At 49.8% G+C, this 25,332-nt stretch carries 25 protein-coding genes and 1 pseudogene; 20 read left to right on the top strand and 6 right to left on the bottom strand.

What is annotated here, in order from left to right; all coding sequences use genetic code 11:
* Positions 1-3 precede the first annotated feature (3 nt).
* The 11 genes and pseudogenes from GPK89_RS06880 to GPK89_RS06835 all read left to right on the top strand — a co-directional run bounded on the left by GPK89_RS06880 (position 4) and on the right by GPK89_RS06835 (position 11,671).
* Positions 4-438: a PrgI family protein gene (locus GPK89_RS06880; RefSeq protein WP_215692169.1), complete on the top strand. Its 435-nt coding sequence runs from the start codon at positions 4-6 to the stop codon at positions 436-438.
* On the top strand, positions 356-2,785 hold the full coding sequence (locus GPK89_RS06875; RefSeq protein WP_215692168.1) for a VirB4-like conjugal transfer ATPase, CD1110 family: 2,430 nt from the start codon (positions 356-358) through the stop codon (positions 2,783-2,785). Before GPK89_RS06880 ends, GPK89_RS06875 begins: the two co-directional genes overlap by 83 nt.
* Positions 2,778-2,951: a hypothetical protein gene (locus GPK89_RS06870; protein WP_173011349.1), complete on the top strand. Its 174-nt coding sequence runs from the start codon at positions 2,778-2,780 to the stop codon at positions 2,949-2,951. The genes GPK89_RS06875 and GPK89_RS06870 overlap by 8 nt, the downstream gene beginning before the upstream one ends.
* On the top strand, positions 2,944-3,966 hold the full coding sequence (locus GPK89_RS06865; protein ID WP_215692167.1) for a DNA cytosine methyltransferase: 1,023 nt from the start codon (positions 2,944-2,946) through the stop codon (positions 3,964-3,966). The genes GPK89_RS06870 and GPK89_RS06865 overlap by 8 nt, the downstream gene beginning before the upstream one ends.
* A complete protein-coding gene (locus GPK89_RS06860; protein ID WP_215692166.1) occupies positions 3,963-5,942 on the top strand; it encodes a C40 family peptidase in 1,980 nt (659 codons plus the stop codon). The genes GPK89_RS06865 and GPK89_RS06860 overlap by 4 nt, the downstream gene beginning before the upstream one ends.
* Before the next feature lie 26 nt (positions 5,943-5,968).
* Positions 5,969-6,241, top strand: a complete 273-nt coding sequence (locus GPK89_RS06855; RefSeq protein WP_021738126.1) for a DUF4315 family protein — start codon at positions 5,969-5,971, stop codon at positions 6,239-6,241.
* Positions 6,207-6,635, top strand: a pseudogene (locus GPK89_RS16590) (SH3 domain-containing protein); the annotation flags it as partial. The gene GPK89_RS06855 and the pseudogene GPK89_RS16590, both read left to right, overlap by 35 nt.
* 9 nt (positions 6,636-6,644) lie before the next feature.
* Positions 6,645-7,307, top strand: coding sequence for a DUF4366 domain-containing protein (locus tag GPK89_RS16585; RefSeq protein WP_430750598.1), 663 nt, complete (start codon positions 6,645-6,647; stop codon positions 7,305-7,307).
* Complete coding sequence (locus tag GPK89_RS06845) at positions 7,300-9,399, top strand: type IA DNA topoisomerase (protein ID WP_215692164.1); 2,100 nt, start codon at positions 7,300-7,302, stop codon at positions 9,397-9,399. The genes GPK89_RS16585 and GPK89_RS06845 overlap by 8 nt, the downstream gene beginning before the upstream one ends.
* Positions 9,386-9,865 (top strand): hypothetical protein, encoded by a 480-nt coding sequence (locus tag GPK89_RS06840; protein WP_215692163.1) that lies wholly within the window; start codon positions 9,386-9,388, stop codon positions 9,863-9,865. Before GPK89_RS06845 ends, GPK89_RS06840 begins: the two co-directional genes overlap by 14 nt.
* A gap of 12 nt (positions 9,866-9,877) precedes the next feature.
* On the top strand, positions 9,878-11,671 hold the full coding sequence (locus GPK89_RS06835; protein ID WP_215692162.1) for an antirestriction protein ArdA: 1,794 nt from the start codon (positions 9,878-9,880) through the stop codon (positions 11,669-11,671).
* A 354-nt stretch (positions 11,672-12,025) separates the two neighbouring features.
* Here GPK89_RS06835 and GPK89_RS06830 read toward each other — a convergent pair whose 3' ends face one another.
* From GPK89_RS06830 to GPK89_RS06805, 6 genes are all read right to left on the bottom strand, one after another.
* Positions 12,026-13,012 (bottom strand): hypothetical protein, encoded by a 987-nt coding sequence (locus GPK89_RS06830; RefSeq protein ID WP_215692161.1) that lies wholly within the window; start codon positions 13,010-13,012, stop codon positions 12,026-12,028.
* Positions 13,013-13,100: 88 nt separating this feature from the next.
* Positions 13,101-14,087, bottom strand: coding sequence for a DUF5677 domain-containing protein (locus tag GPK89_RS06825; protein WP_215692160.1), 987 nt, complete (start codon positions 14,085-14,087; stop codon positions 13,101-13,103).
* Positions 14,088-14,241: 154 nt separating this feature from the next.
* Positions 14,242-14,574: a DUF6050 family protein gene (locus GPK89_RS06820; RefSeq protein WP_215692159.1), complete on the bottom strand. Its 333-nt coding sequence runs from the start codon at positions 14,572-14,574 to the stop codon at positions 14,242-14,244.
* A 71-nt stretch (positions 14,575-14,645) separates the two neighbouring features.
* Positions 14,646-15,989, bottom strand: a complete 1,344-nt coding sequence (locus GPK89_RS06815; protein ID WP_215692158.1) for a relaxase/mobilization nuclease domain-containing protein — start codon at positions 15,987-15,989, stop codon at positions 14,646-14,648.
* On the bottom strand, positions 15,950-16,279 hold the full coding sequence (locus GPK89_RS06810; RefSeq protein WP_215692157.1) for a plasmid mobilization protein: 330 nt from the start codon (positions 16,277-16,279) through the stop codon (positions 15,950-15,952). Before GPK89_RS06810 ends, GPK89_RS06815 begins: the two co-directional genes overlap by 40 nt.
* A 194-nt stretch (positions 16,280-16,473) precedes the next feature.
* The gene (locus GPK89_RS06805; protein WP_021738115.1) at positions 16,474-16,842 is read right to left on the bottom strand and encodes a helix-turn-helix transcriptional regulator; all 369 of its coding nucleotides are present in this window, start codon (positions 16,840-16,842) and stop codon (positions 16,474-16,476) included.
* A 141-nt stretch (positions 16,843-16,983) separates the two neighbouring features.
* Here GPK89_RS06805 and GPK89_RS06800 point away from each other — a divergent pair, with 141 nt between their 5' ends.
* The 9 genes from GPK89_RS06800 (at position 16,984) to GPK89_RS06760 (ending at position 24,818) form a co-directional block, all read left to right on the top strand.
* Positions 16,984-17,172, top strand: coding sequence for a helix-turn-helix domain-containing protein (locus GPK89_RS06800; RefSeq protein ID WP_054705810.1), 189 nt, complete (start codon positions 16,984-16,986; stop codon positions 17,170-17,172).
* On the top strand, positions 17,165-17,851 hold the full coding sequence (locus GPK89_RS06795) for a response regulator transcription factor (RefSeq protein WP_215692156.1): 687 nt from the start codon (positions 17,165-17,167) through the stop codon (positions 17,849-17,851). The genes GPK89_RS06800 and GPK89_RS06795 overlap by 8 nt, the downstream gene beginning before the upstream one ends.
* Positions 17,852-17,976: 125 nt before the next feature.
* The gene (locus GPK89_RS06790; RefSeq protein WP_430750597.1) at positions 17,977-18,897 is read left to right on the top strand and encodes a sensor histidine kinase; all 921 of its coding nucleotides are present in this window, start codon (positions 17,977-17,979) and stop codon (positions 18,895-18,897) included.
* Positions 18,898-19,009: 112 nt separating this feature from the next.
* Positions 19,010-19,693 carry an ABC transporter ATP-binding protein gene (locus GPK89_RS06785; protein WP_008705963.1) on the top strand — a complete coding sequence of 228 codons (684 nt, stop codon included), beginning with the start codon at positions 19,010-19,012 and terminating at the stop codon, positions 19,691-19,693.
* The gene (locus GPK89_RS06780) at positions 19,690-21,498 is read left to right on the top strand and encodes an ABC transporter permease (RefSeq protein WP_054705816.1); all 1,809 of its coding nucleotides are present in this window, start codon (positions 19,690-19,692) and stop codon (positions 21,496-21,498) included. The genes GPK89_RS06785 and GPK89_RS06780 overlap by 4 nt, the downstream gene beginning before the upstream one ends.
* Positions 21,499-21,993: 495 nt before the next feature.
* The gene (locus GPK89_RS06775) at positions 21,994-22,428 is read left to right on the top strand and encodes a sigma-70 family RNA polymerase sigma factor (protein ID WP_005541445.1); all 435 of its coding nucleotides are present in this window, start codon (positions 21,994-21,996) and stop codon (positions 22,426-22,428) included.
* 4 nt (positions 22,429-22,432) lie between these two features.
* Positions 22,433-22,669 carry a helix-turn-helix domain-containing protein gene (locus GPK89_RS06770; RefSeq protein WP_007705888.1) on the top strand — a complete coding sequence of 79 codons (237 nt, stop codon included), beginning with the start codon at positions 22,433-22,435 and terminating at the stop codon, positions 22,667-22,669.
* A gap of 527 nt (positions 22,670-23,196) precedes the next feature.
* Entirely contained in the window at positions 23,197-23,403 is a 207-nt protein-coding gene (locus tag GPK89_RS06765) for a helix-turn-helix domain-containing protein (protein ID WP_005541444.1), read from the top strand.
* Positions 23,404-23,423: 20 nt separating this feature from the next.
* A complete protein-coding gene (locus tag GPK89_RS06760) occupies positions 23,424-24,818 on the top strand; it encodes a site-specific integrase (RefSeq protein WP_186292809.1) in 1,395 nt (464 codons plus the stop codon).
* The last annotated feature ends 514 nt before the right edge of the window (positions 24,819-25,332 follow it).

The following is a 25,332-nucleotide window of genomic DNA, read 5'->3' as shown; positions in this document are numbered from 1 at the left end:
AAATTGGCGTATGTAACCATTCCAAAGGATTTGACGAAAGTAAAATCCAAAGTGCTGTTTGGGCTTACCAAACGGCAGCTTATATGTTTCGGAGCGGCGGCACTCATCGGAGTACCGCTTTTCTTTTTGCTCAGACGCACGGCCAGCAACAGCGCCGCCGCGTTCTGCATGATTATCGTCATGCTCCCGTTCTTTCTACTTGCCATGTATGAGCGGCATGGTCAACCCCTGGAGGTGGTGGCCGGACAGGTCATCCGCTGTATGTTCCTGCGGACGAAGGAACGGCCTTACCAGACAAACAATTTCTACGCAGCCCTGGAGCGGCAGGCCCAGGCGGAAAAGGAGGTGAAAGCCATTGTTCAGAAAGCAAAAGCCAGAACCGCAGGCACGGCAGACGGCAAAACCCGCAGTAAAGCTGACCGCCGCAGAAAAGCGTGAGATCAGCCGTATCCTGGAAACCGCCAGAGGCGACGGCAAGGTACATTCCGCACAGGACACCTTACCGTTCCGCCAGATGTACCCGGACGGTCTGTGCAAGCTGGACGACCACACCTGGTCGAAGTGTATCGAGTTCGAGGATGTGAATTATCAGCTTGCAAAGCCTGACGACCAGACGGCGATCTTTGAAGCCCTCTGCGATATGTATAACGCCCATGACGCTTCTATCGGGATGCAGCTATCTCTTGTGAGCCGCCGCATGAACCGGGAGGATTTTGTGAAGCGTATCGAGATCGCAGCGCAGGGAGATCACTTCGACCATATCCGTGAGCTTTACACGCAAATGCTCCGCAAGCAGCTTGAACGGGGCAACAACGGTCTTATCAAGACAAAGTATCTGACCCTCACCATCGAGGCACGGGACAGCAAAACCGCACGGGCACGATTTTCCAGGATCGTCATGGACGCCCTCAACCATTTCAAGGTCATGGGTGCTTTGGCAAAGGAGCTTGGCGGCAAGGAGTGGCTGGAAATGCTCCACGGCATCCTGCACCCGGACGGGGAACGGTTTACCTTTGAATGGAGCTGGCTTGCCCCTTCCGGCCTGTTGGTTCAGGATTTTATCGCACCTTCTTCTTTCCGCTTCGGTGAAGCAAGAAAGTTCACGATGGCAGATAAATTCTGTGCCGTGTCCTTTCTGCAGATCAGCGCACCGGAAATGGATGACCGTATGCTCACCGAGCTGCTGGATACGGACAGCGGGCTGCTTGTCAGCCTCCATATCCGCAGCATGGATCAGAACGAGGCAATCAAAACGGTCAAACGGAAGATCACCGACATTGACAGTATGAAGATCGACGCGCAGAAAAAGGCGGTGCGGGAAGGTTTCGATATGGATATCATCCCCACTGACCTTGCCACCTACGCAGGCGAGGCAAAGAATATCCTCCGTGATCTGCAAAGCAGAAATGAGCGGATGTTCCTGATGACCTTTCTGGTGGTGAACTTTGCAGACAGCAAGCAAAAGCTGGAGAATGACCTTCTCCGTGCGGCAAGCGTGGCGCAGAAATATAACTGCTCCCTGGTGCGGCTGGACTTTCAGCAGGAGGACGGCTTCGTGTCGGCTCTGCCCCTGGGTGTCAACCGCATTAAGATACAGCGCGGGCTTACCACTTCGGCGGTGGCGGTGTTTGTTCCCTTCACCACACAGGAGATTTTCCACGGCGGCGAAGCTCTTTACTACGGGCTTAATGCCACTTCCGGCAATATGATCCTTGCTGACCGCAAAAAGCTGAAAACACCCAACGGCATGATCTTAGGTACGCCCGGCAGCGGCAAGAGTTTTTCTGCAAAGCGTTCCATCGTGGGTGTGTTCCTGAACACAAAGGACGATATCCTGATCTGCGACCCGGAGGCGGAATATTTTCCACTGGTGAACCGTCTGGAAGGACAGGTCATCAAAATCTCACCTACCAGTACGCAGTATGTGAACCCTATGGATATCAATCTCAATTACAGCGAGGACGATAACCCGCTGGCACTGAAATCCGACTTTATCTTGTCGTTCTGTGAACTGGCGGCAGGCGGCCGGAACGGTCTGGAGCCAGTGGAAAAGACAGTCATTGACCGTGCTGTGCGGATCGTGTACCGCCCCTATATCGCAGACCCTCGCCCGGAGAATATGCCGCTGCTGGAAGATTTGTATGACGAGATCAAACGGCAGCCGGAGCCGGAGGCACAGCGGATCGCGGCGGCACTGGAACTGTATGTGCATGGCAGCCTGAATGTTTTTAACCACCGTACCAACGTGGATATCAACAACCGCATTGTCTGCTTCGATATCAAGGAGCTGGGAAAGCAGCTCAAAAGCCTGGGTATGCTGGTGATCCAGGACCAGGTATGGAACCGTGTTTCCCAAAACCGGGATCAGGGTAAATCCACCTGGTACTTCGTGGACGAGTTCCACCTTCTGCTGCGCGGCGAGGTCGGTACCTGGAGCGTGGAGATTTGGAAACGCTTTCGCAAATGGGGCGGTATCCCCACGGGGATCACGCAGAACATTAAGGACCTGCTTTCCTCCCCGGAGATCGAGAACATCTTTGAAAACAGCGATTTTGTGTACCTTCTGAACCAGGCCAGCGGAGACAGGAAAATCCTCTGCGAGCGCCTGAATATCTCCAACCAGCAGGCGGCGCATATCAGCAACGCAGGCCCCGGCGAGGGGCTGATCTTCTTCGGCAATGTGATCCTGCCTTTTGTGGATGACTTCCCGAAGGACAACGAGCTTTACAGCATTATGACAACAAAACTTGGTGAAACCGGGAAAGGAGAAAACGAACATGAATGATCCCCGCTATTTGCATACAGAAGAAAAACAGGAAGGTGAAACCTTCTTTGATGTGATGAACCGGCTGATCGCCAGAAACAAGGCGGTCACAGCGGATATGGAGGCGGTCCTTGCGGAGCTGGAAAGTGAGATCGAACCGTTCCGTGCGCCGAAGAACCATGAATAAACTGACCCATGTGAGCCTGTTTTCCGGCATTGGCGGTCTGGACCTGGCGGCGGAGGCTGCCGGGTTTGAAACCGTCTGCCAGTGTGAGTGGGCGGATTTTCCGCACTCCGTCCTCTCCGCACGATGGCCGGATGTTCCCAGGTTCCGGGATATCACTACTTTCACGAAGGAGGCGTTTTTTGAAAAAACAGGACTTGAAACAGTTACCGTTATCTCAGGCGGCTTTCCCTGTCAGCCCTTCTCCACCGCCGGAAAACGGAAGGGCTTTGCGGATGAACGCTACCTGTGGCCGGAAATGTGCCGCATTATTACCGAGCTGCGGCCCCGTTGGGTGCTTGGGGAAAATGTTGCTGGCTTCATCAATATGGGGCTCGACAAAACGATCTTTGACCTGGCAAAAGCGGGATACGCTGTTCTCCCATTCGTATTTCCGGCTTGCGGTGTCGGCGCATGGCATGAGCGCCAGCGAACTTTTATCGTCGCGGCTGATGTTTCCCACACCCCTTGCCTCCGACAACAACACCGCCAGGGACGCGGCAAGCCTGGATGTGTTCCTGTCGGACAATGGGATATTCCGCAAGAGGAACCGAAACGGGGCGATCTGGAGCCTCAGCCTGTCGGCGGCGGTATTCTATCTGACCCCGGTGGCGTCGGACGGTTTCCGTTCAACCTTGAAGCCGTCGGCCTTCGATCCGGCGAAGAAGGACGGGAACCTGTCGGCGCAGATCATCTCTCAGGAACAGCCGGTTTCCGAAACGGCGGCGCTGAACCCGGATTGGGTGGAATGGCTCATGGGCTTCCCGAAAGGATGGACGGACGTATCCTCTGGGCTGCCGAGCCAGAAGGAATCCCCCGCATGACCGAGCGCATGGAGGACCGGGCTCTGCGGCTGAAAACTTTGGGAAATGCGGTCTGCCCACCCCAGGCCTATCCCATTTTCCGCTATATCGCCATGATTGAGATTGGCACCTGCGGCGACTTTTGTCCCTATGGAAAGGAAGGTGACTGCCTATGAGGGAACTGAAAGCAACCGATAAGATCACGCAGAAAATGACCCGTGACGGTGCGGTATCGGAAAACCTTGCCACGGGCGAGGTGGAACATATCAGCAGCCGGGAGCCGGAAACGGAACTGTCCGCTTCTTCGGAAGAATCCGCTGGTGCTGCGGCTGACCTTGCCCTGCGTGCGGCGGAACACCATGAAAAGAAAAGCGCACGAAAGGTGGAAAAGGCTGACACCCAGGCGGTGCGGGATGGTTCTGCCGCAAGGCAGCGCCCGTCCTCCCGTCTGCAATTTACCGAGGAAGAACGTGCCGATCCCGCACTTGGAAAGTACATCGACCGTTCCGACCGTGCGGCGGATCGGCTAGATGCGGCAACGGCCGCCATCCCCACAAAGAAAGTCCTCCGTACCGAGCGTGTTTTTGATGAGACAGCCGGAAAAGGCAAGATGCAGCTTCACTTTGAAGAAGTGGAGAAACGCCCCAATGGACGCCTGCGGCACAATCCGCTTTCTCGGCCGGTCCATGAGATCGTCCACGCCGCCCATGCGAAAGTGCATGAAGTAGAGCAGGAAAATGTGGGTGTGGAGGCCGGACACAAGGGCGAGGTGCTGACGGAGCGTGGGTTTGCCTACGGAAAAGGCAAAGTCCGTGCCGCCGTTCATCATCACCGCACAAAGCCCTGGTGTGACGCGGCGAAGGCGGAACAGGCCTTTTTTAAGGCAAACGCCGACTACCTTTACCAAAAGGCACTGCATGATGATCCTGCACTGGCAGCTTCTAACCCGGTATCCCGCTTCCTGCAGAAACAGCGGATCAAGCGGAACTACGCAAAGGAGCTGCGGCAGGCAGAGAAAACCGCAAAGAACACAGCGGCCACGGCAAAAAGTGCGGCACAGAAAGCAAAGGATGCCTTCAAGGAAACATTCCTCTACATCAAGCACCATAGCCGGGCGGTTCTGCTGGTGATTGGAATTGGTGCCTGTGTTGCCCTGCTGTTTGGCGGGGTATCTTCCTGTTCCATGATGGCAGGCTCCGGCGTGGGCGGTGTATTCACTTCTTCTTATCTCTCCGAGGACGCGGATATGCTGGCTGCGGAGGCGTCCTACTGCGAACTGGAGCAGGAGCTTCAATATGAACTGGACCACTATGAGGCTCTGCACCCCGGATATGACGAATACCGTTTTGATCTGGACGAGATCGAACATGACCCTTATGTGCTGATCTCCATTCTCACGGCGTTCCATGAAGGGGTGTTCACCATCGACGAGGTTCAGGCGGAATTGCAAATGCTCTTTGAAAAGCAGTACATCCTGACGCAGACCGTGGAAGTGGAGGTACGCTATCGGACGGAGACACGGACAGACAGCGAAGGAAACGACTATGACGTGGAAGTACCATACAACTACTATATTTGCAATGTGAAGCTGGAAAACTTCGACCTTTCCCATGTGCCGGTCTACATCATGGACGAAGAAACACTTTCCCTGTATGCGGTCTATATGGCAACGCTGGGAAACCGGGAAGATTTATTCCCCGGCTCCGGCTATGTAGACAAGTACACCAAACCGCCCACCACCTATGATATTCCGCCTTCCGCACTGGAAGATGAAACCTTTGCAGCGCTCATTACCGAGGCGGAGAAGTACATCGGATATCCTTATGTCTGGGGCGGCAGCAATCCGAACACTTCTTTTGATTGCTCCGGCTTCGTGTCCTGGGTGCTGACGCAAAGCGGCGTCTGCAATACGGGCAGGCTGGGAGCCCAAGGACTCTACAATATTTCCACCCCGGTATCCTCTGCCAACGCAAGACCCGGCGACCTGATCTTTTTCGTCGGCACTTACGATACACCGGGCGTTTCCCATGTGGGTATCTATGTGGGCGGTGGAAAAATGCTGCACTGCGGCGACCCTATCCAGTATGCGGATATCAACACAAGCTACTGGCAATCCCACTTTTACGCTTTCGGGCGACCGCCCTACAACTAAAAAACGATATGGAGGTAATTTGATTTATGGCAACGACACAGAAGATCCGCAATGACATTGCGAAAACCAAAGAAAAGATCGCGGAGCAGCAGAAACGCCTTCGTGCGCTGGAGACCCAGCTTGCGGAGGAAGAAAATCTGGAAATCGTCCGCATGGTGAAAGCCGTGAAGATGGATAACAAGGAACTGACCGCCTTCCTGAAAGCTTATGCCAGCGGTATGATCTCCCTGCCGGAAGGTATGCTGCAGGAGGGCAACACCGAGAATGAGGAAACGGAGGGATACGAGGATGAAGCATAACTTTATGACAAAAATGGTATCGGCTCTTTTGGCGGTGGTGCTCAGCACTGCCGCTTTTTCTGTCACCGCCTTTGCCAGCGGCGGTGAGGAAAGCACGGAGTCCGTGGCTGAACAGGAAACGGCTGGAGATGTTTCTGATCTGCTTTCCACTCTGGCAGGCAGCCAGGTCACGGTATCCGTCACCGAGGATGGTATCCAGTTCAGTTCCGGTGAAAATGACTCCGGGCAGACCGGTACTGTCACCACGGGCGGCGGCAATCTGAATGTCCGCACGGGTGCGGGAATGGACTACACCGCCTTCACCCAGCTTCCCAACGGAACGACCGTGAAGGTGATCGGCACGGACGGCGACTGGCTGAAGGTCATCCTGCCGGAGAAAGTCGGCTATGTCTATTCCAGCTACATGACGGTAAGTGACGGCGAGGCTGGTTCCGGGAAAGGCTCTTTCTCCCTGGACGCTGAAACGCTGGAAAATCTGCTGGGTATGCTGGGTGGCGGTTTGAATGGTGGTGCCGCCCTAACGCCGGACGGGAACCTGTCACTGATCGACGATATTGGCAGCCCGACAGCCAGTGGCAAACAGTTTATCACAGTGGAAACGAAGAACGGCAATGTGTTCTATCTCATTATCGACCGTGACGACGAGGGCGAGGAAACCGTGCATTTTCTGAACCAGGTGGATGAAGCCGACCTCATGGCACTCACGGAGGATGGAGAAAAGGCGGAAACACCTATTGTCTGCACCTGTACGGAAAAGTGCCAGGCCGGAGCGGTCAATACCGCTTGCCCGGTTTGCGTAAAGAACCTCAGTGAATGTGTTGGCACAGAACAGAAAGCTGCGGAGCCCACCGATCCGGAGAATCCGGAACCTGAAAAGAAAAGCAATACCGGGGCGATCCTGGCGGTGCTGCTGATCCTTGCAGCCGGAGGCGGCGCGGCGGTCTATTTCCTGGTGCTGAAACCGAAGCAGGGCAAGAAAGTTCCCGCTGATCTGGATGATTTCGACCTGGAGGATGAAGAAGAATATCTGACTGAGGACGAGGAAACGGAGGAAAAGAATGAGTAAACTGATTATTGCGGAAAAACCGAGCGTGGCAAAATCTATCGCGTCGGCCCTGGGTGCTTCATCCAGGGCCGATGGCTTTTATGAAGGCAACGGACTTCTCGTATCCTGGTGCGTGGGACACCTGGTATCCCCGATGGATGCTGGCGGCTATGACGAGCATTTCAAGAAATGGCGCTATGACGATCTTCCCATTCTGCCGGAGCCGTTCCGCTATGTGCTGGCACCCGGCAAAGAGGAGGCCTTTGAAAATCTTCGCACTCTGATGAACCGCCCCGATGTGGATACCATTGTCAATGCCTGTGACGCCGGGCGTGAAGGGGAGCTGATCTTCCGTTTGATGTATGAAATGGCTGGATGCCGCAAGCCGATCCTCCGTCTCTGGATTTCCTCAATGGAGGACAGCTCCATCCGGGAGGGCTTTTCTGATCTGCGCCCCGGCGCCGATTATGAAGCATTGTATCAATCAGCCCTGTGCCGCCAGAAAGCGGATTGGCTGGTGGGGATCAACGCCACTCGTCTTTTCTCCGTTCTCTATCACCGTACCCTGAATGTGGGCCGTGTGCAGACACCTACGCTGGCAATGCTGGCGGAGCGTGACGCGAAGATCACGCTGTTCCGCAAAGAAAAATATCATCTGCTGCGTCTGACGCTGGACGGGATTGAGGCGGTGTCGGAGAAATTCACCGATCCAACGGAGGCGGAACAGGCAGCGGCTATGTGCAAGGGTGTGACCGTCACCTGTACCTCTGTCACGAAAGAGCAGAAGAAGGAACAGCCTCCGAAGCTCTATGATCTCACCACCTTGCAGCGGGAGGCAAACCGCCTGTTCGGATACACGGCGAAGCAGACCCTTGACTACGCCCAGAGCCTCTACGAAAAGAAGCTGCTGACCTATCCCCGCACAGACAGTCGGTATCTGACCTCCGATATGGCGGAAACGGCGTCCTGCGTGATCCGCCTGGCGGCAAAGCTGCCGCCCTTTGATGGCTGCGGCAACTTCTTTCCGCTGGTGGAGGCCATGATTTCCGACAAGGACGTATCCGACCATCACGCCATTATTCCCACGATGGAGATTGAAAAAGCAGATATCAAGGGTCTGCCTCTGGGCGAGCGCAATTTGTTCCTCCTTGTCTGCTGCAAGCTGCTGTGTGCATCGGCGGAGCCGTATGTGTATGAGGCAGTCACGGTAACTTTCGACTGCGGCGGTCATTCCTTTACCGCAAAGGGCAAGTGCATCCTCTCCGAAGGCTGGCGGGAGATCGACCGCATTTTCCGTGCCTCCCTGAAAGAAAGACCTGCGGACGAGGACGGCGGCACGCTCCCGGACTTCACCGAAGGACAAGTTTTTGACGGCGCGGAGGTTTCCGTCACCGAGCATTTCACCCAACCGCCGAAGCCCTACACCGAAGATACCATTCTGTCCGCTATGGAGAACGCGGGCAAGGACGATATCCCCGACGAGGCGGAGCGAAAAGGTCTTGGCACGCCTGCGACCAGGGCGGCTATCATCGAAAAGCTGGTGGCAGCCGGATTTGTGGAACGCAAGGGCAAGAGCCTGATCCCCACAAAAGACGGTATCAACCTTGTCACGGTCCTGCCGGAGCCGCTGACCTCTCCCATGCTGACAGCGGAATGGGAACAGAAATTGACGGAGATTGCAAAAGGCAGCACTGACCCGGATACCTTCATGGAAGGTATCCGCACGATGGTTCAAGAGATCGTGTCCACCTATTCCTGCATTTCCGAGGATGGCAAAAAGCTGTTTGCCCCGGAGAAGGAAGTGATTGGTACCTGCCCCCGCTGCGGCCAGCCGGTTTATGAGGGTAAGAAGAACTTTGCGTGTTCGGATCGGTCCTGCGGTTTCGTTCTCTGGAAAAATGACCGCTTCTGGACGAGCCGCAAGAAGGAGCTGACAAAGAAAGTGGCAACGGACCTTCTGAAAAAGGGACGTACCAATGTCAAGGGAATGTGGTCTGAAAAGAAACAGGCTGCTTATGACGCTGCGGTGATCCTGGATGACACGGGTGGCAAATACATCAACTTCAAACTGGAATTTCCGAAAAGAAAGGAAGGTGTCAATGGCAGAAAATAAGACTTTGGAACATTTACCCGAAGTGAGGGCGGCGGTGGCTGCCCTCTCCCCGGAGGACCGGGAGGTGCTGGCGGCGGTGCAGGTCTCGCCCTTCAAGCTGACAGCGCCGGAGCAGTTCAAGGAGTTTGCGGCCAACATCGACTATTTCGTATTTGAACCCAATATCCACGATCTGAATGATCTGGGGTGGCGGTATCTGGCACAGCACATGGATATGCTGCTGCCCCCGGAACTTCTGAAAGCAATTGACCCTGTTCCTTTTGGCAAGTACGCCATGCAGGAGGAACAGGGCCATTTTACGGAACACGGATATATTTCTCTTTCCGGCGACGAGTGGAATCATGAACGCCCTGCGGAGCCGGAGAAAAAGCCTTCTATCCGGGAACGGCTGGAACAGGGCAAGAAGGAATGTGCAGAGAAAAGCAAGGCGCAGCCCCATAAGGAAAAATCTGCGCCGGAGCTGTAAGGAGGTGCTGATATGCCATATTACGATCACGACAAGGATTATCCCTTTGCCGCCTTTATCACCAATCTTGGGAAGTACAATGAGGGCGAGCTTGTGGGCGAGTGGGTGAAGTTTCCCACCACCGCCGAGGAACTGAAAGAAGTGTTTAAGCGGATCGGGATCGGCCAGAAGGATGACTTCGGCCAGCCCTATGAAGAATGGTTCATCACGGACTATGACTGCTATGTGGACGGTCTTTACAGTAAGCTGGGTGAATATGAAAATCTGGACGAGCTGAATTATCTGGCATCGAAGCTGGATGAAATGAGCGAAAGCGAATACGCACAGTTTCAGGCCGGTATGGAAATGGGTGACCATTGCGGCAGCCTGCAGGAGATCATCAACCTCACCGAGAATCTGGATTGCTATGAGGTTTACCCCGATATCCATGACTATGACGATCTGGGCCGCTATTACATCGAAGAACTGGACGTTATGCAGGTGCCAGAGCATTTGCAGAATTACATCGACTATGAGGCCTACGGCCGGGACGTTGCGTTGGAGGAAAACGGCACCTTCACGGATCAGGGCTATGTGCGTGATACGGGTGACAGTTTCCATGAGCATTACGACGGTGAGCGCGGCAGTATCCCCGACGAGTACCGGGTGATGACCTTTCAGGACGATCTTCCCGAAGAAGAAAAATCTGAATGGGCTATGGATATCGCCTTTGACATGGACGAGTTTTTCCGGCAGCGTGATCCGCAGTATGCGGCGGAACACCCGGAGGCACAGGCTGCCAAGGAGGAACTCTACGAAAACCTGATGGCAGGGCGCATTTCCGCTCTGGATGAAAAGCTGGCGGCGCTGGGGCAAACGCAGGAGGACTATCTTCCTTCGGAGATTGAAAAGTTCAAGGATGCCACGGGCTATGAGGAATTTCTTGATTTTGATCCGGCGGAGGTCAAGGCCGCTTTGGATGACCCGGAGAAGTCCCATGCGGATGAAATGCTGTCCGCTGCGGAGAAGGTTGCCTCGGAAAAGATGACTGTGCTTGTAGTGGAGCCTATGAAGGAACCCTATGTGAAGGAAATCGACCCCGATCTTCATTCCCTGCAGGCGGAGGTCGGCGGAGACATTGGCGCAACTTATCCCTATTCTGACCCGGTGGCGCTGGTTTGCAATGATGAAGGAAAGCTCATAGGGCTTGATCTGAACCGTGGGCTGCGGGATGAAAATGGAGAAATTTATGATATCGTAGCAGGGACTTTCCTGGTGGTTGGACTTGGTGAGGAAGATTTCGCCTCCCTGTCCCCGGAACTGATTCAGAAATACACGGAACAGTTCAAAACGCCGGAACGATTTATGCAGATCAATGGCAATATCGTTGTTCTCCCTGTCCCGGCAGAGAAGCAAGACCTCACTTATCTGCCAGACCGTTTTGAAACTGGCGAACGTGTGCAGACACCGAGGGGCAGCTTTCAGGTGACGGCTATGAGCCGGGAGCAGATGGAGGCGGCCGGTTACGGCGTTCACCATCAGTCTGACGACCGGCAGTTTCTTATTATGGGTAACGGTACCAGGGCCTTTGCCGTAGTCAATGCGGAAATGCAGGAACGCGACAATCCCCTCAAAACGGCGGAAATGACCGTGGAGGATGATTACGCTATGATCGACGGGCAGATCAACAACGGAAAGCGGGAAGAAACAAAAGAACGCCCCTCCATCCGTGAACGTCTTGCCGAGGCAAAACGGGAATGTGCCGAAAGACCCACGCCTGAAAAGGCACGTGAAGGACGCGGCACGCCCGAGCATGGCAGCCTATGAGCAGGAGCAAGAAATGGCGGCAGGAGTGGTCCTTCTTCCTGGGTGAGAACGGCAGGCGGCAATATAACAAGGTTTGCCGTGGCTGTACCCACGACTGCAAGCAGAGTTTCCGGGTAATCCTGATAGCCTGTCCCCGTTACACTTCGGAGGGATCGAAAAAGTGTAGCGGTAGGGGTTCAAAAACGGTCAAATAATCTCCTGTATCGGCTTTTCGGAAGGTAGGCCATATGTTTTCCTTTGTGGAGGTTTTCTTCCTCCGTGGAGGTCATACAGAGGTCAAAATCGACACTTTATATCACGCAAAAAGGGAGCGCGGCTTCTCGGTTCGTCCGAGGGCTGCGCTCCCTTTTTTTATTAGCTTCCTTGAGTAGTTGGTGGTAATAATTCAGGATAAATTCCAGAGTGCTTGTTGAGAAGTGCTTCCATTCGCGTACTTCTTTCTCCCATAGAGTGTTGCATACACACTATCCTCATTAAAAGAGAATCTCCTCCTGCAGCTAAGCAAATTTCGTTTATCGATTTGTCTTTGTATTCCGGATGTTCGGATAAAAATTTAGCAATTTCAGGTGAGTTATTAAATCTTTGCTCTGTTATCTGGAAATCCAAACAGAAATTCTTATGCATTTCTCTGAATGATTTATCATCATATTTGATTATGTATATAGATCGTTCTAATTCATCCCCCAACGGTGGACTAATACAACTATCATCCATGTGGTAAGCCATAGTGATGCACGTTGCATGGCAACAATGGGCTGAAAAGATTTCAGAACCGGCACGATTATCAAAATTGTGGTCACTCAAATAAACTCGACCAATATCGGTTCGTTCATCCTTATAGTACAAATTCAATATGTATAGTGCTCCCATCGCATGAAGCAAATTCTCAATGGTTGCCTTTTTTAATGAATTTCTGCGGTCATGCTTAACGGCTTGATACGCTTGTTTCCATTTGCTTCCACTTGTTCCGCGTTTGTTAGCCTTATGGAGTGGGAGCAATAGTCTGTGCTTTTCTTCGGTAAGATATAAGTTTATTGCAGAAACTGTAATCTCTTTTTTGCTGATATGCCATTTTTGTTCTAACAAATCAAGACAATCGGTATCAAAGTATAAATCGCGCACATCACCGTTTGTGTCAGTGGGTGTCATGTTGCCACCAAGAGAGCTATACAGTTCCTTCGATAGTGCTTCAATTTCAACAGAACAACGTACAATTAAATCCGCTATGTGCATTGAGTAAATACTGGTCTGGTCATCTGAAATATGGATGTAGTCTGCTAATTTCAAAAATTCTTTTTCAAGGTTTTTATATACAGGCCAATATAAGTTAGGTGTAGCCATAATCAATCTCCTTATTCTATGTTCAAATTTTATATCTTCCATCATGGGACAGGAGTGATAAACTGTTTTCAAAATGTTTTTTGTTTGATTATTTCTCGTCGTAATTAAAATTCGTTCCAAAACATTCATCAGCAGTTTTGAAATACGCCTTGCGAACTTCATCGACCCAATCATATATTACTTTGGCATGAGCAAGTGCATCCAGACAAGGAAATATACTCAAGAACATGCTGGTTATCCATTGCAAAGAGATAGCGGAATGTTCTGCTGGCGTTGTAATACCATAATCTGATTGCCCTACAACTACAAAGGTTTGTTCGTCCATTAAGCACAATCGTTTGAATGTTCCTTGCGGCGAACCGTGGTTTACAAAGCAAGCTAACTTGTACTGTTTTTTCCATGCTTCATCCACATCACAGTTGTCTTGTATGCCTTGGAATGTTGTTACTTTTAATTCTGTACCATCGTCTTTTTTTGCACCTTTGGTCCAACTGTATTTATGTTCATCGGTTTGCGATTGCTCTACATATTGCTTTGCAATCGTTTCACCGTGCTTTTTTATAAAAGCAGCGTTACAACATAATTCATACATCGAGCGCCATCTGGCATAAGCACAATCAGCAAAACCAAGTTTCATTAAATGCAGTATTTCCAAAAACTCTTGACAGCAGCGACCGTGCATATACTGTAACGCCAAAAAAGTGTATTGCTTTTCTTTCTTTTCTTTATCTGATATGTATTCATTGACGAAGGAAGAATAATGTTCCGCCGCTTCCAATGCCATTACATACATAGTTTCTGAGACAACAAAGCATTTTCCCCAAATCTCATTTTGATGAGCAATAAATTTATCTGATTCGATTTTTTGGCTATACGAAATTTCGAATCTCTTTTCGACAAAATACTCATAGTAATCCTTGGCGGCCTGTTTCAACAGTGCATTCATACTGTTGTTTACGGTATTTTTGTTTAGTCTATCAATGATTTCTGTATCTGTAAGACCGTCTGATCTCCACTTGCAAATGACATCTGAATATGCACTTTTGAACACTTTGGAAAGGTAATCCTCTGCCAATAATAATTCACCCCTTTAAGTGTGTGATGGAGCGTGTAGCTGAAAAAGCTAATATCCAACCATGCAAAATCTTATAATAAAATACCATATATTCGCAATAAAATCAACTTTGTGACACTACATATTGCGTTTTCCGTATATGTGTCTAAGGTGTCTATTCTATAATCAGCCGGTATATGGTCAGCGGCACATACCATACCGCTACGATCAGCCGCCATACCAGAATGAAACCACCTATCACGCCACCGATAATGAAGTTCAATGCAAACAGGGCGATCCCTCTACCCAGGGAGCCGCCGCCCGGCACGATCCAGAGGCACATCCGATGGAGGCCAAACGGCAGCCCGCAGAGTATCCAGAGCCATACATAGTCAAGCTCTCCGTTCTTCATGCAGGCGGATTTGAAGATACAATACAGAATCAGTGCCACGATCACGGGCAATACGCTTTTGAAGAAAAATGCTTTGATTGCTTCGCTTCTTGTCATCGGTAAAACCTCCTTCCGCAGTTCCATTATACAGGATGCCGGGAGCTGCGCCCAGCGTCTTTCAAAGAAATTTATTCAAGTTCATGCCGCCGCTGTTGTTCCTGTTCCTTTGGAACGGTCAGCAGCGCATCCACATTCTGCTTGACGGTATCGTATTCCTGGGCTTCGGTTCTTGCTGCTTTGTATTCAGCAAGGAGCCGTTCCTTTTCTGCGTTGAGATTGGCAAGCTCCGTTTTCATGCTTTCCGTTGTCGGCAGCGGCATAGCCCCCAGCCGTTTCAATTCTCTGGCGGCCGCTTCAAAAAGGATGATCTCGCTCTCATGCCCCCGCAGGAACTTTTCTTTATCATTCGATTTGCGGTATCGGTCATAGATCGGCTTTAGCTGACGGTAAGTTCCGGTGTGCTTCATTACAAGGGCAAGTTCGGCACTTCTGCTTTCTATCCGCTTGATCTCTGCATGAGAGGTATCTCTCCGTGCGGATAATGCGGTCAGTTTGCTTTCCAGTTCTCCATAGTTGCTTATCCCGTGCTCGGTCAGGAAATTCATGGTCTTGGCGGCCTGTTTCAGATTGTTCAGCTTCGCCCAATGGGTGAAGCCTGCGCTCTGCTGTGCCTTGATGTTATTCTGGATATCAATGAGCAGGCTGATCTTTCCGTCCTGCCGTTTCGGTTGGCGGGAAGGTCTGGATCGTCCGGCGATCCGGGCGGCAAGGGCTTCTTCGGTGTAGTCCATCCCCAAGGTTTTCAGACGGGTGAATCGTTCCTGATCCGGCGCTCTGGCGGAGATATACTTGCCGCGCTTGATCTCATAGCCTTCTCTCTGCAGGCGGCGAAGCAGTTCTTCCAGGTTGGAACAGGCTGGCAGGAGTCGGTCAATGGCAGCTTTCAACTTTGCCTTATAGCTGGTGCCGTTCTGCGTGGCCTGATGTTCAATATAGCTCTTGCCCTTGTCCTGTCCAGGAATAATGACAGACAGACCATGTTCCTCGCAAAGCCGGTCGGAGGTGCGGCGGATATAGTGATAACTCCGCTTGTTGGAATGATAATGCTTGTGATCCGCAAAGCTGACCGCATTGAAAATCAGGTGGTTATGAACATGATCTTTGTCTATGTGGGTGGTAAGCACAAACTCATACTTGCCGCCCAGAATTTCTTTTGCAAGCTCCATACCGATCTCATGGGCCTGTTCCGGCGTGACCTCCCCAGGCTGAAAGGCTTGGATCAGGTGGCGGCCCAGGTTCGTTCCCTTGTCGATGGCATGGCGGCGGGTCCAGGCAAATTCGATATCCGCAGTTTCGGCGGCGCAGCCATAGGAAGAAACAAGCAGTTTTCCGTCCGTCTTTTCCGGGTTGCAGATATAGTCAATGGCCGCTTTCAGCGTTGACTTGATAGGATGTGTCTTTGTAACTGCCATATCTCGTCCAGCCTTTCCCGTATCTCGTCCATGTCAGCCTGATACGCAGGGCCTCCGGCATTGATCCGTTTGGCAATCTGGTTGACATTCCGACCGATTGCGGAAAGCTCTTTTGTGAACGCCTTGATATTTGCGGTGTCCGTATAGATGATATACCCGTCAATCGCCATCTTGCGGAGGTAGGCGCCATATCTGCGTGTGGGTAGCTGGCTCATTTTCTCATCTATGAGCCGTTTTTCGTCCTCCGTGACATAGAATTTCATTTGGATATTCCGCTTTCGGTTTGCCATGCGCCGCCTCCGTTCTTCATAAGGGTTTGGGATTATCCCAACAAGCAATTTTGAATTTTCGGGCAAGGGACCTGAAAATCTCAAAATTCGCAAGCGGGTACTCGCTTGCTGTGCTTGCTACCGTATCTTATCCCTACTTATAAAGCGTTGCAGAAGTCCAAAAATGCCCGCAAAATAAGAAAAACAGAGGATGTTCAGACACCCTCCGTTTCTTCATTCGGCTTTTCAATTTTTAAGGCCCCGTCAATGGCACCTTCCACGATAGGCAAATACTGTTCCGGGCAGAGTTTCAACTTCTGTCCGACCCGCTGGCGCAGCTCGCTTTCCTCTCGCATGACCTCTGGATTGAAATATCTCTCCATCGGCAGGCCGCAGATTTTTACAAGCTGTATGATGACCGGCAGGCTGGGGATCGTGCCCTCGTTTTCAATGTTGGCAAGATACCTGGTATCAATATTCACCTTTTCGGCTAAATCTTTTCGTGCAAGGTTCTTCGCCTTCCGTGCTTCTTTTACATCTGCACCGAAGGTTTCAAAGCCAGGGCAGTCTTTCACTTTTGCCATTCAACATCACCCATATACATTCTATATTTCATAGTTTGTACATGGAATGATGTGATATCCGTTCTATCTACATTTTATAATTCACATTTACATCCTTGTATTCTTCGTGCAGACGAAATATAATATTTGGGGAGGTGCAAAATGGACTACATGACATTAAAAGAGGCAAGCAAGAAGTGGAATGTTACGCCTCGCCAGGTAAATTATTTATGTTCCGGAGGGCGTATCCCCGGCGCTGTGAAGATGGCTGGGGTTTGGCTGATCCCTAAAGCGGCGGAAAAGCCGATTGATGGTCGAACAAAACAAGGAAAGGCAGAAAAGTATGAGTAATATATTACTTCTTGAAGATGATCTAAGCCTGATTAACGGGCTTTCTTTTGCTTTCAAAAAGCAGGGATTTGAATTAAATATCGCCAGAACGCTCAAAGAAGCGGAGGAATTGTGGACAGACGGAAAATATGATTTGTTGGTGTTGGACGTATCTCTGCCAGATGGGTCTGGCTTTGAATTTTGCAAAAGAGTTCGACTTACATCAAAGGTGCCAATTATTTTTCTGACGGCTTCGGATGAGGAAACAAGTATTATTATGGGGCTGGATATTGGAGGTGATGACTATATCACAAAACCGTTCAAACTGGGGGTTCTCGTTTCAAGGATTAACGCCTTACTTCGACGTGCAAATTCTTTTCAAGCAGCAGACACAGAATTGCAGTCGAATGGCATCAAAGTTCTTTTGCTGCAAGGACAGGTTTTCAAAAATGGGGAGCTGTTGGATTTGACTGCCGCGGAATACAAGCTACTGTGCTTGTTTATGAGAAACCCAAGCATGGTGCTGACAAAGGGACAAATTTTAGATAAGCTATGGGATTGCGACGGGAATTATATCGACAGTAATACCCTTACGGTCTATATGCGTCGGCTTCGTATGAAGATCGAGGATAATCCAAGCGAACCACAAATGCTCCTGACTGTTCGAGGTATGGGATATAAATGGAATATTATCGGGTGAGGTGCAGAATGAAGATACTGGCAAATAAAGAAATCAAAAATCTATTTCTTTCGCTTTCACTGGTTTTTGGGGTTACATTTCTCTTAGCCGAGGTTTTTCTATGGCTGTCATATCGCCGGCTTTCTATGTTATTGCTAATCCTTTTTCTATTGGCTGGCGGTGCTGGATGGGCAGTCTGCTTTGTATATTTTAATCGGCAAAATCAGATCATGGAGCAGGCGATATTACAAATCAATGCATATCTTGATGGTGATCGCAATGCCCGTATTGAATGTGACAATGAGGGCGAATTGTACCGACTGTTTCATTCTATCAATTCTTTAGCGGCAGTGTTAAATGCCCATGCAGATAACGAGTTACGAGAGAAAGAGTTTTTGAAAAATACAATCTCCGACATTTCACACCAACTGAAAACACCGCTGGCAGCACTCAATATTTATAACGGACTCCTTCAAGACGAAGATATAGAAGTGTCCTCCGTGAAAGAATTTGCGGGTTTGTCTGAGCAGGAACTTGACCGTATCGAAACACTGGTGCAAAGTCTGCTCAAGATTACAAGATTGGATGCCGGAGCCATTGTCTTGGAAAAGAACGCAGAAAATGTTGCAGATATGATGCGGGATATTGAACTGCATTTTGCATATAGAGCCAGACAGGAAAAGAAAGAAATCATTCTGTCTGGCTCGGATCATCTTTCCCTTTTTTGTGATCGTGATTGGTTGAATGAGGCAATCGACAATATTGTGAAAAATGCGTTTGACCATACAGAAAGTGGTGCAACAATTCGTGTTGCGTGGAAGGAGTTGCCGTCTGGTGTCCAAATTGTGATAACGGATAATGGATGCGGCATCCACCCAGAGGATATACATCACATCTTCAAGCGGTTTTATCGCAGTCGTTTTTCTAAGGACAAGCAAGGGATTGGACTGGGATTACCTTTGGCAAAGGCAATCATTGAAGCTCATAACGGCACCATTGAGGTTGACAGCGAATTAGGTATCGGGACAACTTTCACAATGAATTTTCTGATTCCTACAAAATTGTAGGCTGGCTGTAGGCTTACAGTAAGATTCAGGTGCTATTCTCTCACACATAGGCAGGACAAACAAAGACAGCCTGCCTATATCGCAAAATCATTCAGAAAGAGGTGTTTACACTATGAACTTATTAGAAGTCAAAAATATCAGTAAGACCTATGGCAACGGAGAAACCGCTGTCAAGGCATTAAAGGATGTCAGCTTTTCTGTTCCAAAGGGCGAGTATGTGGCAATCGTCGGGGAATCCGGTTCTGGTAAAAGTACACTGCTGAATATGATCGGTGCTTTGGACACGCCAACATCTGGCAAGGTTCTGATTGACGGCAAGGACATTTTTGCCATGAACGATCGAAAGCTGACCGTTTTCCGCCGGAGGAATATCGGCTTTATCTTTCAGGCGTTTAACCTTATCCCGGAGTTGACGGTGGAACAAAATATTATTTTTCCGCTGTTGTTGGATTATCAAAAGCCGGATAAGAGATATTTGGAGGAACTGCTGACGGTTTTGAATTTGAAAGATCGTCGTAATCATTTACCCAGTCAGCTTTCCGGCGGTCAACAGCAGAGAGTGGCGATTGGCCGCGCATTGATTACCCGTCCTTCTCTGATTCTGGCAGACGAGCCAACAGGAAATTTGGACTCACAAAACAGCAGTGAGGTCATAGCATTGCTCAAAGAAACATCGAAAAAATACGAGCAGACCATCATTATGATTACCCACAACCGCAGTATTGCGCAAACGGCAGACCGGGTATTACAGGTATCGGATGGTACTTTGACTGATTTTGGGAGGTGCCGTGAATGAAAAGCTATCTTAGTCTTATTCCCATCTCCGCTAAAGTTCACCGCCGACAAAATCGTATGACGCTGCTTTGCATTGTATTTGCTGTGTTTATGGTAACAGCAGTATTCAGTATGACAGAAATGGGTTTTCGGATGGAACAGGCCCGATTGGTTGGTAAGCATGGAAGTTTCTCTATTGGAGACTTGCTCGGCAGTTCCATGGGGCAAACCCTTCTTTCTGTTGCGGTTGTTCTGTTCCTGCTGATTTTGATTGCAGGCGTTTTGATGATTTCCAGCAGCATGAACAGCAGCGTTGCACAGAGAACCCAATTTTTCGGAATGATGCGCTGCATTGGTATGAGTAAGCAGCAGACCATCCGCTTTGTCCGTTTAGAGGCATTGAACTGGTGCAAAACAGCTATCCCTATCGGTCTTGTTTTAGGGGTTGTTACTACATGGGGACTTTGCGCGGTACTGCGTTTTGTAGTCAAAGAAGAATTTTCTGATATTCCTCTCTTTGGCATTAGTATTTTTGGCATTGCTTGCGGTATCTTTGTGGGACTGATTACTGTACTGATTGCCGCAAATGCTCCGGCAAAACATGCTGCAAAGGTATCTCCTATCACAGCGGTGTCTGGAAATGCAGGCCACGAAAAAACAATGCGCCATTCGCCGTATGTAGGCTTCGGAAAAATTGAATCCCTTCTTGGTGTCAGCCATGCAATCTCCGGGAAGAAAAATTTATTCCTGATGACAGGTTCTTTTGCACTTAGCATCATCCTGTTTTTGAGCTTTTCTATTATGGTCGATTTTGTGGATTACCTGATTCCTCAGTCGGCTGCCACATCAGATATAGATATTGCAAGTGCTGACGGTAATGCGATTCCTTGGGAACTGCTTACAACCATCCGCGAAATGGATGGAGTGAAGGAAGTTTACGGGCGTCGTAGTGTATTTGATGTTTCTGCCAAACTAAACGACGATACCAACTTTTCTGGCACAGTCGATTTGATTTCTTATGACGATTTTGATTTACAATGTCTGAAAAAAGACAGTGCTTTGAAAAGGGGGAGTGATCTGTCCAAAGTTTTTGGGGACAGCAATTTTGTTTTGGCAACATCCGATCAGGACAGCACATGGAAAATCGGTGACACTGTTCAGATTGGGGATGAAACCCTTACCATAGCCGGACTGTTAAAAAACGACCCATTTAGTGAGAATGGATTGACAAATGGAAAGCTCACATTGATTACCTCTGATGAAACATTTGTCCGTTTGACAGGAGAGGAAGGTTATTCTCTTGTGCTGATACAAACAACGGGAGATGTTACGGACGAAAATGTTCAGGCAATCCAGAATTCCGTAGATCAAACATATAGCTTTCGAGATAAACGCGACGAGCGCACTACGGGAACTTATATGGCTTTTGTTTTCTGTGTTTATGCGTTTTTGGCAATTATTGCACTGGTAACGGTAATGAACATTGTCAATAGCATTTCCATGAGTGTGTCTGCCAGAATGAAGCAATATGGAGCTATGCGGGCAGTAGGAATGGATGAACGGCAAATGACGAAAATGATTGCTTGTGAAGCATTCACCTATGCTGTTTTGGGGTGCGTTGTTGGTTGCGCTATTGGCTTGCCGCTTAGCAAATCGCTGTATGATTTCCTTATTGCAGGGCATTTTCCATCTGCTGTGTGGCAGTTCCCAATTACCTCTTTGGGCGTTATTCTTCTGTTTGTCTCGATTGCGGCAATCGCAGCTGTATATGCTCCGGCAAAACGAATTCGCAATATGTCGATTACTGCAACCATAAATGAATTATAGTTTCATATGTTAATCTGCCGGACGACGGCAAAAGAAAAAAAGCCGTCGTACAGCAGACACATTTTCACGCGCCTATGAAACGGCGGCTTTGATTTTCAGAGCCGCCGTTTCTTTGCGTCTACACAAACCAATGACGACTTGCAGGGACACGGTAGCCGATTGGAGGTTATTTTGCCGTGTCCTTTTCTCTTTTTCGCAGTATCCATGATCTGCACCAGTTAAAAAAAGCGTAGCCCCTCCATCGGAGTTGTCCGGCTTTGGATATGAACTATACCATGTAAGCAATCTTCTTTATAAAACATTTCCGCGCCCTGCAGGTCCGTTGCGACTTGCTGGGCGCTTTTTGCTGTTTTCCGAGGACAAGCCCGCCTCGAAAAAATTTTTTGATAAATTTTCAAAAAGGAGGCTTTTAGCGGGTAGCGAGCGGCTTTGCGTTCGCCTTGTTAGCGGAAAGGGAGAAACCCACCTCATTCCCCCAGGAAAGGGGGTGAAAAGATGGATATGATCCCCCGCAATGACTATGGCGAGCGGTGCCAGTTCGATGCTTACTGCAAGCTGGTACTGTACCATGAGGCAATCGACTACCTTCGGGAAATGCAGAGGCGCCGTGACAGGGAACTGTCATTCAGCGACCTTCCGCAGATGGAGATGGACAAGCTCTGCGTTGTAGATCATTACCCCAGTGACAGATTTACATTCTCGTCCCATGGGTATGACCTGCATATTGAAAACGAGCTTGTGGCTGATGCCTTCGCCGGTTTGTCTGTTCAGGAGCAGAGTATTTTGATCCTGCATTTTGTTCTGGACCTGCCGGATCAGGAGGTTGGCCGCCTTGTTGGAATGTCTCGCAGTGCCGTTCAACGGCGAAGGGCAAAATCATTGACCGAGCTGCGGATCAAGTTGGCCGCACTCATGCCGAAGGGAGGTTGAAGGTATGAAGAAACCCACTTACAAGGGCAAGGAGCTTCTTCCTCTTTCGGTGATTGACGCCGCCCGTGACGGGGACTCTCAGGCTGTGGATCAGGTACTCCGGTATTATGAGGGCTATATCAATAAGCTCTGCACCCGGACGCTTTACGATCCTGACGGCCAGCCCCATGTTCGGGTGGACGAGTACATGAAGCGCCGATTGGAGATCAAGCTCATTCATTCCATTGTCAGCATGAGCTGACAAGCCCGGTCTGAAAGCGGAGACAGCTTACCCTTTCCCTGTTTCTCTCTTTCGTGGCCGAAGGCAGCACCTTGACAAAGAAAGCCCGTTGGGAGGCCAACGCCGCAGTATAAGGCAAACGGATACATTCCTGTTTGTGCCGAGCCATACGATCGGTGCGCCATGACCTCGTTTCAAGTCCGCAGGACGGGACCACTGTAACGGGCGAGCGAACAGCACCAGATCGTAAAACAAGCGTGGCGGCTTGCAGGCGATGACACACGGACAGGGTTAAAGATACTCGCGCATTGAACGCCCACAAAGCATTGTGCGCCGCACCCATCAGCATGGGCCGGGGTTAGACTCCCGTGGAGCTGTGCCAGCAGCCGTCCGTAAGCCTACTTTTCTTTTTTGAAAGTTTATGGATAGATCGTAAACTTTTCAATTAGCAGCAGACAAACACGGAGCAGCACGGTAAAATAATGGTGGAAGTTATATTACCCACACATATTCGTGCTGTTCCTTTTCATAACTGAAAGGGGGTTCTCATGTCTCAAACATGGAACGGCACGAAGAAAGAAACCCCTGAAAGAAGGACATATACGGTTGACGATATTGCTCAAATTCTGGGCATCGGAAGAACTTCCGCATATATCCTTGTAAAAGAAGGGCACTTCAAAATCGTGCGAATTGGTAACGCCATACGCATTTCCAAGCGGTCATTTGACGAGTGGCTTGACTCCCTCGACCTGTGATCCAAGAAAGGAAGAACGATATGGCATCTATAATCAAGCGAAAGAAAAACTATTCCGTTGTTTACAACTATGTGGATGAAAACGGAGAAACCAAACAGAAGTGGGAAACCTGGCATACCCACAAAGAGGCCTTGAAGCGCAAGGCAGAAATCGAAAATCAGCAGCACACGGGAACTTTTCTCCCGCCAAGCAATCAGACGATCACCGAGTTCCTTTATGACTTCGTATCTCTTTACGGAGAAAAGAAATGGGGCGTGTCTATGTATGACAGCCAAACGGCGCTGATTGCGAACTATATCAATCCAATCATCGGTGATATGGAGGTACAGGCGGTTACTCCCCGTGCGGTTGACGGTTATATCCAGACCTTACAGAAAACCAAGTCGGTGTCTACCAAGACCCGAAAGGCCGTTACCACCTATGTCAGCGACAAGACCATTGAAAAGATCATCAAGCTCCTGCGGTGTGCGTTTAAGCAGGCAGTACGATGGGAAATCATTGCAAGAAATCCCTTTGACAATGTGATCCTCCCGAAAACGGAGTATGCGAAACGGGATATCTGGACAGCGGATATGATCCGTCTTGCCCTGGACAAATGCACGGACAGCAAGCTCTATGTAGCAATGAATCTTTCCTTTGCCTGCTCTCTGCGCATGGGTGAAATCCTGGGACTGACCTGGGAGAACGTCCATATTTCCGATGAAGATATTGCGGCGGATAATGCCTATGTCTACATCGACAAGGAGCTGACACGGGCTTCCAAACGGGCGATTGAAACGCTGGGTGAGAAGGATATCTATTACATATTCACTCCGCTCATGCCGAACACCAGCACAAGAATTGTTCTGAAAAAGCCGAAAACCGATTCCAGTATCCGTAAGGTGTGGCTGCCAAAAACACTGGCTTACATCCTGCGGGAATGGAAGAAGTCCCAGGACGAGCTGAAAGGCTTCCTGGGCGACGAATATCAGGACTTCGATCTGGTGGTGGCACTTCCCAATGGACGGCCCTGCGAGGATCGGATCATCCTCAAAGAATTTGCAAAGCTCCGTGAGGACGCAGGGCTGCCGAAGGTGGTCTTTCATTCTCTCCGTCATTCCAGTACCACCTACAAGCTGAAACTGAACCACGGCGATCTGAAAGCCACTCAGGGCGATACAGGCCATGCCGAGATCGACATGATAACCAGTATCTATGCTCACATTCTGGACGAGGATAGAAAGGTCAATGCTCAGAAATTCGAGACAGCCTTCTATGCCAAGCCTGATCTTCGCAATGTCCGTCCGCCGGAAGAACCGGCAAAATCGGAACCTGCGACCCTGGACCTTGAAAGCCTTGTGGAGCAGCTTCAGAAGTCGCCGGAGCTGGCGAGTGCGCTCGCAGCCCTGATAGCGGCGCAAGCCCCGGCAAAGTGATCCGAAAAATCGAATTAGCAAACCGCAGAAATTTCTTAGCAAATTTCTGAAAAGCGTTCGAGTCCAATTAGCAAATATACATCATGCGGCGTATAAAAATCTCTCGGTAACAGAAGCGAAATTACCGGGAGAAGGAGGAACAAAAAAACGCTGCAAACCCCGAAAAAAGGCTTGCAGCGGTGCTTTCTGGCGTCCCAGAGAGGATTTGAACCTCCGACCCCACGCTTAGGAGTAGACCCGATACGATGAAACCAGGTGCAACACAGTGCAAGAAAATCCTTGGAAATACAAGGTTTTTCACTGTTTCAAATCCTATCTGGTATCACGCTTCATAAGCATTTTCATAGGGATTTTACACCGTCCGATTGGCTCGAAATTAGCAAGGCTTTCGATTTTTGGTGGACGTTGCAAGTGCAAGCAAATTCCTCTATGTAACCTCGTATTATATAAAAGTAGTATTTATAGACCGCTCTCCAGCGGAATGCTACAATAAGTTCAGGATGCTGTGGATTGG

The sequence above is a fragment of the Gemmiger formicilis genome, assembly GCF_018784445.1.
In the GTDB taxonomy this organism is placed as follows: domain Bacteria; phylum Bacillota; class Clostridia; order Oscillospirales; family Ruminococcaceae; genus Gemmiger.
The sequence above is the reverse complement of the archived record's forward strand: the minus strand, read 5'-3'. Positions and strand labels throughout refer to the sequence as shown.

Bases quoted from the DNA above. Each gene is read 5' to 3' on its own strand.
- GPK89_RS06870 (WP_173011349.1), top strand. From the start codon at position 2,778: ATGAATGATCCCCGCTATTTGCATACAGAAGAAAAACAGGAAGGTGAA.
- GPK89_RS06865 (WP_215692167.1), top strand. From the start codon at position 2,944: ATGAATAAACTGACCCATGTGAGCCTGTTTTCCGGCATTGGCGGTCTG.
- GPK89_RS06860 (WP_215692166.1), top strand. From the start codon at position 3,963: ATGAGGGAACTGAAAGCAACCGATAAGATCACGCAGAAAATGACCCGT.
- GPK89_RS06855 (WP_021738126.1), top strand. From the start codon at position 5,969: ATGGCAACGACACAGAAGATCCGCAATGACATTGCGAAAACCAAAGAA.
- GPK89_RS16585 (WP_430750598.1), top strand. From the start codon at position 6,645: ATGACGGTAAGTGACGGCGAGGCTGGTTCCGGGAAAGGCTCTTTCTCC.
- GPK89_RS06845 (WP_215692164.1), top strand. From the start codon at position 7,300: ATGAGTAAACTGATTATTGCGGAAAAACCGAGCGTGGCAAAATCTATC.
- GPK89_RS06840 (WP_215692163.1), top strand. From the start codon at position 9,386: ATGGCAGAAAATAAGACTTTGGAACATTTACCCGAAGTGAGGGCGGCG.
- GPK89_RS06835 (WP_215692162.1), top strand. From the start codon at position 9,878: ATGCCATATTACGATCACGACAAGGATTATCCCTTTGCCGCCTTTATC.
- GPK89_RS06830 (WP_215692161.1), bottom strand. From the start codon at position 13,012: ATGGCTACACCTAACTTATATTGGCCTGTATATAAAAACCTTGAAAAA.
- GPK89_RS06820 (WP_215692159.1), bottom strand. From the start codon at position 14,574: ATGACAAGAAGCGAAGCAATCAAAGCATTTTTCTTCAAAAGCGTATTG.
- GPK89_RS06815 (WP_215692158.1), bottom strand. From the start codon at position 15,989: ATGGCAGTTACAAAGACACATCCTATCAAGTCAACGCTGAAAGCGGCC.
- GPK89_RS06810 (WP_215692157.1), bottom strand. From the start codon at position 16,279: ATGGCAAACCGAAAGCGGAATATCCAAATGAAATTCTATGTCACGGAG.
- GPK89_RS06805 (WP_021738115.1), bottom strand. From the start codon at position 16,842: ATGGCAAAAGTGAAAGACTGCCCTGGCTTTGAAACCTTCGGTGCAGAT.
- GPK89_RS06800 (WP_054705810.1), top strand. From the start codon at position 16,984: ATGGACTACATGACATTAAAAGAGGCAAGCAAGAAGTGGAATGTTACG.
- GPK89_RS06795 (WP_215692156.1), top strand. From the start codon at position 17,165: ATGAGTAATATATTACTTCTTGAAGATGATCTAAGCCTGATTAACGGG.
- GPK89_RS06790 (WP_430750597.1), top strand. From the start codon at position 17,977: ATGTTATTGCTAATCCTTTTTCTATTGGCTGGCGGTGCTGGATGGGCA.
- GPK89_RS06785 (WP_008705963.1), top strand. From the start codon at position 19,010: ATGAACTTATTAGAAGTCAAAAATATCAGTAAGACCTATGGCAACGGA.
- GPK89_RS06780 (WP_054705816.1), top strand. From the start codon at position 19,690: ATGAAAAGCTATCTTAGTCTTATTCCCATCTCCGCTAAAGTTCACCGC.
- GPK89_RS06775 (WP_005541445.1), top strand. From the start codon at position 21,994: ATGGATATGATCCCCCGCAATGACTATGGCGAGCGGTGCCAGTTCGAT.
- GPK89_RS06770 (WP_007705888.1), top strand. From the start codon at position 22,433: ATGAAGAAACCCACTTACAAGGGCAAGGAGCTTCTTCCTCTTTCGGTG.
- GPK89_RS06765 (WP_005541444.1), top strand. From the start codon at position 23,197: ATGTCTCAAACATGGAACGGCACGAAGAAAGAAACCCCTGAAAGAAGG.
- GPK89_RS06760 (WP_186292809.1), top strand. From the start codon at position 23,424: ATGGCATCTATAATCAAGCGAAAGAAAAACTATTCCGTTGTTTACAAC.